Here is a 7,275-nt window from a genome sequence, read left to right on the forward strand (position 1 = left end):
GATAACTGATAACTGATAACTGATAACTGATAACTGATAACTGATAACTGATAACTGATAACTGATAACTGATAACTGATAACTGATAACTGATAACTGATAACTGATAACTGATAACTGATAACTGATAACTGATTAAGACATTTCTAACATTCTTTGAATCGGCAACAGTGCCTTAAGTCTTAAATCTTCAGAAATAGTAATTTCTGGAGTTTTATCTCGCATACAGAGATACAATTTTTCGAGAGTGTTCAGTCTCATGTAGGGACACTCATTACAAGCACAGTTATTCAAACCTGGTGCGGGTATAAATAGTTTTTCTGGTGCGGATTTTTGCATCTGGTGAATAATCCCTGGTTCTGTGGCGACAATAAAGGTTTTTTCAGAACTTTTCAGGGAATAATTTAATAGTGCCGTCGTGGAACCAATATAATCGGCATGGCGTAAAACCGATGATTCACACTCAGGATGGGCGATAATTTTTGCTTCTGGATGGGCAACTTTTAATTCTATTATCTTGCGTTCGGAAAAAGTTTCATGGACAATACAACTACCCTGCCACAGGACTAAATCTCTACCAGTTTGCTGACTGACGTAACGTCCCAAATTGCGATCGGGAGCGAAGATAATCGGTTGATGGACAGGGATTTGATTAACTATTTTGACTGCATTGGAACTGGTGCAGATAATATCACTCATGGCCTTAATTTCTGCACTGCAATTAATATAGGAAATCACGATATGATCGGGATATTGGGCTTTAAAACGAGCAAAATCTTCAGGATGACAACTATCAGCTAAAGAACATCCTGCATCTAAATCCGGCAGCAATACCAACTTATCTGGATTTAAGATTTTAGCTGTTTCTGCCATGAAGTGAACCCCCGCAAATACGATCACATCTGCTGGCGTTTGGGCAGCCTGTTGGGATAAACCTAGAGAATCACCAATATAATCAGCTATATCCTGTATGTCAGAATTTTGATAGTAGTGAGCCAGAATAACGGCGTTTAATTCCTGTTTAAGCTCTTTAATTGCTGTAAATAGGTCATCAGGTAAGCTCGATCGATTGGCGGGTTGAACAGTGGTGAACACGGTGGCACTTATGGTTATTTTTACCAAATACTAAACAAGTCCCTAGATCATAGCAAATTTTTTTAAAGTGATTAGGGACTGGGAGCTTTTTTCAGTGATCAGTAAACCCCCACATTCCGCACCCTAAAGTGTCACATTGAAAATTTTATCTAAATCGTCAAAACGATTGCCGGCTCTGAATTACAGGCTAATTTGTTTGCCCAGCAGATGCACAATTAGCCCTAAAAATCTGATGGCTCTGATACCAAATTATTGAGATGAACTCTCATTAAGCTGGCGATCGCTGACTAGAGTGTGACACTTCATAATTCTTAGTAATCGCTAAAAGTTTTACTATACAAGGGCTAGAGCAACTTTTGATTTCAACGACTAGGGTGCGGAATGTGGGTTTTACGGTGGTGAGGATGTCAACGGCAAAATTTCCGTAAAGAGGTTGATTCCCATTCATTGATATGTCAAGTTCCCTGCCGTAAAGAATCCATGGATAATTGAGGCAATGATGATTACAGAATTAAATATCCGGTTAGAAGCCCCCGAAAAAACAACCAGAGAAATAAGGCTACGGAAGGAAGCTATCGACTGGCAATCGGCCGAGTTTAACCAGTGGATGACCAGAATCAAAGCCAGGCTAAATGCGATCGCTGGTAAGATCGAAGGGTTGGATGCTGCAAGGTAGTGCGATTTTGCCCGCAACCGATGCGAGGGCAGCAATTATCAAGAAAAGTTACAAAAATCTCCTCTTACTATTTCTATATAGTCAAATTAATAGACAATAAAACTTAGAGATAGATAAGTTTCAAGTGCAAACTTAACTGTGAAGAGCAATGGGTGACAAAATTATCAGATGGTCATACCCATTAATTAGAGGAGGCGGAACTGATGTCGCTGACAATTTTAGGTTCGGGAAATCGTGATGTGGACAGGGGAGCATCTCACCTTTGTAACCCCTAAATCAGGTTTTTATGTCAAGCTATTTTGAAAGCCTTGCTAGAAACCAGTTTTGGGGATAAGTATAATTACTCACTTGCATAAATGAGATGCTCCCTGCGGACAGTCTTAATCTGGTTCTTCGGTTTGTCTTAATGGAGTAAAGACATTAGACATCTCCAAAAATTATAACCCAATCACAGCTTGCTTTTAGCCCATGTACTAACTAAATAGTTCGATAGCTGGGATGTATATCTATCGTTGCTAATTCAATTTCACTGAAAAAATATGAGGCAATTAAAATCATTTTTATTTGGGTAGATTCCTTAGCTAGAAAGACTTTTGGTCTTAAGATAATATTAGTCCGAGGTCTATTAAGAAAGAGAGAATTGGTGATTTTCTCAAAAATTATCCCAATGTCCATAACATCCATGTAGCTAACCCTGGAGAACAGGGTGAGTCCTACGCTTAAAAATTAAGGAGAACTTTGATCATGGCAACTTTAACAGAAATTTCTGGTAATAATCAAGCTTTGAATCGCTCTCAATTAAAAGCCGATAAAGGATTAGTTCGTGAAATTCAAGTCAAACTCAGAAACTTAGGACTATATCCAGGAGGACAGTGGATAGATGGATGTTTAGGCACAACGAATAGTTATACATGGAATGGACTGAAAGAATTTTGTCATGCAGTCGAACTTCCAGATCTTCCTTCAGACACGATTGCTCTAAATGCTGAAATTGCTAAAAAGCTATTAGATACAAAACAACTTCCTTTCATTTTAGAACAAGCCAAAGATGCTGCTTTTATCCTTCAGAAATTGACTAACATTCAACAACACACTTCCATCTTAGTGGATGTTGGTGCAAATGAAGCGTTCGTCAGCCGTACCGCTCAAAATTCACCCTTTAGTAGTGAAATTAGTAACTACCCTCAATACATAACCCAAAAACCGGATGGTATATCGATTATTTCTGGTGGCAATAGTGCGATATCTTCGGATTATCCTAATCGAGGACTATTACCCAACATTGATTCATCTGGGTTGAATTTTTTACCCAGCTATATTGCCCATGCCTGTGTCTGTATTGGGAATTTTGGCGATGGTATAAACCCAATTAAAACCCATTGGCTAGGAAAAAATGCGTTAGCTCCTGTTCAATTCCTCAGTGCTACTAAATTTATTGGTGTTCTCAATGCTATCTCTCAAATTAATAGCAATTTTCCCACCGTTGACGTTGATAATTGTGTGATTGAGCCTTCCTCCTCTTCCAAACTTCGTTTTTATGACTTGGTTGCTAATGTGGTTTCCTATAAAAAAGATATCGAAGGAAATATTGGATATTCCAATCAAGTAGGAGCTTTATTTAAACGGTTTACTCGGCGACAAGATCTAGAGTCTTGGATTCAAGCCCAAACAGGAAACGGAAATTTGGAATTTCGAGGAGCCTATGGATTGCCCTCTCTCATTGCTGATCCCAAAATCAAAGATACTACCAGTGGTGCAACCGTTCTTAGCTCAACGGCTCAGGGTAATTCGGGCAATAACCATATCTCTGCCTATGATTTAACCCGACTCATTTCAATGCTGGGTTGGCATTTGCATTTAACCTCTAATACACGACTGCCTAGCGCACAGTGGATCAGCTTAGAAAGCGTTGTCCGAGCTATGGGTAATGATATTGCTCGTTATGTTGATGTTGCCCTAGAAACCTTAGGGGTGATCAATGTTATTAGCGAACCCGTCGTCATTTCTAAAACTGGTTGGGGTAACAGTGCTTATACCTATGTTGCTTTGGTGAAGTTTGTTGATCGCCGTTTACAACCAGCTAAGTTACGCACTTTTGCTATGGCTCTATGGACTCCTGATGGTTCATCGGAAGATCGAGATACCCACATGGCAGTCGCAGTGACGGAAATTGTACGACGAATTCTAACTGAAGAATTGGTTTGAAACTCTAAAAATTACAAAAGGAGGATACTTATCATGGCATTACCAGTTTTGAAACGAGGATCAACAGGGGAAGTTGTTGAGCGTTGGCAGCAATTTCTCATAGGTCATGGTTTTCCTGATTTAGTGGCTGATGGTAAATTTGGTCAAGCCACTGAAGATGCCACGAAAAAATATCAACTCTCTAAAGGACTAAAAGATGATGGTATCATTGGCAGCAAAACCTATGCCAAGGCTCTAGAAGATGGGTTTGATGGTGTGGAGTACGATGCTGATTTTCCGCCTAAACCCGTTTTTCCAGCAGTGGTTAGCTTATCGGAGCGACAACAGCTTTTTGGTAAGTTTGACTATGTTTCCGATCCAACTCCTAACAATCCCGAACACATCAAAATTCTGGGAAATTGGGTTCAAGAAAATATTTTAGAAGTAGAGCTTCCCGATTTTCAGAATATTCATGATGCACCTAGTAATGGGAAAATGGAGTTTCACCGTCTTGCCGCCCCACAGTTACAAGGACTCTGGAAAGTTTGGCAATCTAAAGACCTACTAAAACTTATTCTAACTTTCGACGGTAGCTTTGTACCGCGTTTTATTCGTGGTAGTCGCACCGTCTTAAGCAACCACGCTTTTGGTTCTGCTTTTGATATTAATTACGAATGGAATAAACTGGCACATACTCCAGCTTTGGTGGAAGAAAAGGGTTCAGTCCGACGGTTGGTTCCTATTGCCAACGAATACGGATTTTACTGGGGAGGTCATTTCAACAGTCGTAAAGATGGGATGCACTTTGAGGTTGCCAAAATTCTATCTAGTGGAGAACTCGAAGCTCTCAAAACCAAGTATGAACTTTAATTCATCAATCTAACTTAAACGAATTTAGGAGCAAAGTTATGAGTATTCCAGGAATTGATCTATCTAGCTATCAAAACCCTGTTAATTGGGCTAACCTTGCTGAATGCGGCATCAAATTTGCCTTTCTTAAAGCGACTGAAGGTGTAACCTGGAAAGATCCGACCTTTACTGATAAATGGAAACAAGCAAAATCTGTCGGTATTTTACGAGGAGCCTATCACTTTTTCCGTCCTAACAAAGATGCAAGTGAACAGGCCGACAATTTTCTTAATTCACTGAATGCAGTTGGAGGATTAGAAGCTAATGATCTACCTCCTGTCTTGGATACTGAAGCCAACAATAGTGTTGGCTCATCTGTTATTAAGTCGCGGTGTTTGGAATGGCTCAAAATTGTCGAACAAAAAACTGGACGAAAACCCATTCTTTATACTTATCCTAGTTTCTGGAACGGATTAGGATCAACTCCTGAATTTAAAGCGTATCCGCTTTGGATTGCTCATTATCGACTAGGAAGACCTGATATTCCAGGGGCTTGGACTACTTGTTATTTTTGGCAATATACCGACCAAGGCAGGATTAAAGGAATTTCTGACTATGTCGATCTTAACTGGTTTAATGGAGAGTTAGAAGGACTACAAAAATTTGTTCAAGGCGATTTTTCGAGAATTAATCCCGATCCGATCTTTACTGATTTAATCAACCGAAAAGATACGGGAGAATCCGTCAAAGAAATACAACGTTTATTAGGATTTCAAGGAGATGATGTTGACGGAAAATTTGGTCCAATGACAGAAGGAAGAGTTGTAGAATTTCAACGCTCTCATGATCTTCCTGTTAATGGCATAGTCGATCCTGCAACTTTAGCCAAATTGAAAAATCAATAGGAGTTATTACCATGGTACGCATTCTGTTTCAACGACCTTCCAGTGGTTATCGCAGTGTTCGTGGAGAACTGATTAAAAAAGTTCAGCGATCTCTTGGCAATCTTTACACAGATATTATCGACGGAATTTATGGCAGAAACACTGAGATTGCCCTGTTAAATTATCAACAGCAACACAACCTTTCTCCGACCGGAAAAATTGATGAGGAGATGTGGAAACAACTGATTGCACCAGAACTTCCCTCTATTCAGGAACTTTGCCTACAATTAACAGCCGATTTTGAAGGAACAGGCTTTACCAAAGTTGTCGGCAATTTTGATGGAGCAGGATTAACATGGGGGATTATTGGCTTTACGCTCTCCAATGGAGAATTAGGAAAAATTCTCAAAGAAATTCATCAGCGATATCCTAATTTATTTGAGCAAGCTTTTGGAAATCTTGCTGACGATCTTCTTAAAATTCTTGACAAATCTCTTGCCGAGCAAAAAGCTTGGGCTGATAGTATTTCACTAGGTTCTAATAAATATAAAGTTAAAGAACCTTGGAATACAGCCTTTGAAACACTCGGAAGTTTCCCAGAAGTTCAGGCTATTCAAATCGAGCAGATCCAAGAATACTGGGATATTGCCATTCGTGATGCTCAAAAATTTAATTTACAGACTGAACTTGGTTTAGCGCTCTGTTTTGATATCGCCGTACAAAATGGAGGCATTGACTCTCATGAGTCTGTAGAAATTCAACATAAAATCAATCAATTACAACCTACAACTGAACAAGATATTCGTAAGATTATCTCTAATGTTGTCGCAGAACATAGTAATCCTAAATGGATTGAAGATGTCAGAAAACGGAAGTTAACGATTGCGACATCTCAAGGTAAAGTGCATGGTGCTAACTACGAAGTTAAGTCATGGGGACTGGATGAAATTCTTGTCTAAAAGCAAGTGAGGTAAAAATAATTAAGGAGGACAAAACCATGCTATTCGTATCTACTTATCCAGGCACCTTGTTAAAACTGGGAGTGATTGGAGAAAACGTCAAGAAAGTTCAAAGAGAACTGAATAATCAAGGTTATCCCTGCCCCGACAATGGGAATTTTGATGAGAATACTAAACAGCGTGTCATACAGTTTCAAGCGGAGCATAATTTAGCCGCAGATGGCATCGTGGGTCCCCTCACTTGGGAAAAACTATTTCAAGAAATCCCACCGAAAGAACCATCAGCCAACACCATGACAGTGTTGAGAACGATGAAAGAGCGTGTCGATATCTATCACAAGCCCACTTTCCAAGATAATGAGGGACGAGGAATTTGGCCACGCGATGGAATAGACGGACGTTCTGAAAGGGTTTATCCAGCTTTTGTCCTCGGCCCCCGCCGACAGGTGGATTCTCTAGTGCGACAAATGTATTCTCTACTACCAGACTAGGGTGTTGACTTTGCCAGAAAAAAGGCGATAAAATAGTAATCTAATTTCGTGTCGAAAAGGGAGTCTGTGGTTAGTGAGCATAGAAAAATCCAAAATGCCTGTCAGTCGTCAAATTCGGTACTTGAGAAGAAGTAGAG

At 39.7% G+C, this 7,275-nt stretch carries 8 protein-coding genes; 6 read left to right on the forward strand and 2 right to left on the reverse strand.

Annotation, left to right across the window (positions count from 1 at the left end; all coding sequences use genetic code 11):
• Positions 1–135: 135 nt before the first annotated feature.
• Positions 136–1,095 (reverse strand): quinolinate synthase NadA, encoded by a 960-nt coding sequence (gene nadA, locus O9324_RS03625; protein ID WP_002765567.1) that lies wholly within the window; start codon positions 1,093–1,095, stop codon positions 136–138.
• Between the two features lie 268 nt (positions 1,096–1,363).
• On the reverse strand, positions 1,364–1,543 hold the full coding sequence (locus tag O9324_RS03630) for a hypothetical protein (protein ID WP_155120100.1): 180 nt from the start codon (positions 1,541–1,543) through the stop codon (positions 1,364–1,366).
• 48 nt (positions 1,544–1,591) lie between these two features.
• Here O9324_RS03630 and O9324_RS03635 point away from each other — a divergent pair, with 48 nt between their 5' ends.
• The 6 genes from O9324_RS03635 (at position 1,592) to O9324_RS03660 (ending at position 7,138) form a co-directional block, all read left to right on the forward strand.
• Positions 1,592–1,771 carry a hypothetical protein gene (locus O9324_RS03635; RefSeq protein ID WP_002772982.1) on the forward strand — a complete coding sequence of 60 codons (180 nt, stop codon included), beginning with the start codon at positions 1,592–1,594 and terminating at the stop codon, positions 1,769–1,771.
• Positions 1,772–2,515: 744 nt separating this feature from the next.
• A complete protein-coding gene (locus tag O9324_RS03640) occupies positions 2,516–3,976 on the forward strand; it encodes a hypothetical protein (RefSeq protein WP_288139504.1) in 1,461 nt (486 codons plus the stop codon).
• A 33-nt stretch (positions 3,977–4,009) separates the two neighbouring features.
• Complete coding sequence (locus O9324_RS03645; protein ID WP_287627086.1) at positions 4,010–4,825, forward strand: M15 family metallopeptidase; 816 nt, start codon at positions 4,010–4,012, stop codon at positions 4,823–4,825.
• A 38-nt stretch (positions 4,826–4,863) separates the two neighbouring features.
• Entirely contained in the window at positions 4,864–5,709 is an 846-nt protein-coding gene (locus O9324_RS03650; protein WP_287627085.1) for a GH25 family lysozyme, read from the forward strand.
• An 11-nt stretch (positions 5,710–5,720) separates the two neighbouring features.
• The gene (locus O9324_RS03655) at positions 5,721–6,647 is read left to right on the forward strand and encodes a peptidoglycan-binding protein (RefSeq protein ID WP_287627084.1); all 927 of its coding nucleotides are present in this window, start codon (positions 5,721–5,723) and stop codon (positions 6,645–6,647) included.
• A 38-nt stretch (positions 6,648–6,685) separates the two neighbouring features.
• Positions 6,686–7,138, forward strand: a complete 453-nt coding sequence (locus tag O9324_RS03660) for a peptidoglycan-binding domain-containing protein (protein WP_288139505.1) — start codon at positions 6,686–6,688, stop codon at positions 7,136–7,138.
• Positions 7,139–7,275: the final 137 nt, after the last annotated feature.

The organism is Microcystis sp. LE19-84.1B (genome assembly GCF_027531875.1).
Lineage (GTDB): Bacteria > Cyanobacteriota > Cyanobacteriia > Cyanobacteriales > Microcystaceae > Microcystis > Microcystis panniformis.

Excerpts from the sequence above, each read along its gene's own strand:
- O9324_RS03630 (WP_155120100.1), bottom strand. The coding sequence starts at position 1,543 with ATGAATGGGAATCAACCTCTTTACGGAAATTTTGCCGTTGACATCCTC.
- O9324_RS03640 (WP_288139504.1), top strand. The coding sequence starts at position 2,516 with ATGGCAACTTTAACAGAAATTTCTGGTAATAATCAAGCTTTGAATCGC.
- O9324_RS03655 (WP_287627084.1), top strand. The coding sequence starts at position 5,721 with ATGGTACGCATTCTGTTTCAACGACCTTCCAGTGGTTATCGCAGTGTT.
- O9324_RS03660 (WP_288139505.1), top strand. The coding sequence starts at position 6,686 with ATGCTATTCGTATCTACTTATCCAGGCACCTTGTTAAAACTGGGAGTG.
- O9324_RS03645 (WP_287627086.1), top strand. The coding sequence starts at position 4,010 with ATGGCATTACCAGTTTTGAAACGAGGATCAACAGGGGAAGTTGTTGAG.
- O9324_RS03650 (WP_287627085.1), top strand. The coding sequence starts at position 4,864 with ATGAGTATTCCAGGAATTGATCTATCTAGCTATCAAAACCCTGTTAAT.
- O9324_RS03635 (WP_002772982.1), top strand. The coding sequence starts at position 1,592 with ATGATGATTACAGAATTAAATATCCGGTTAGAAGCCCCCGAAAAAACA.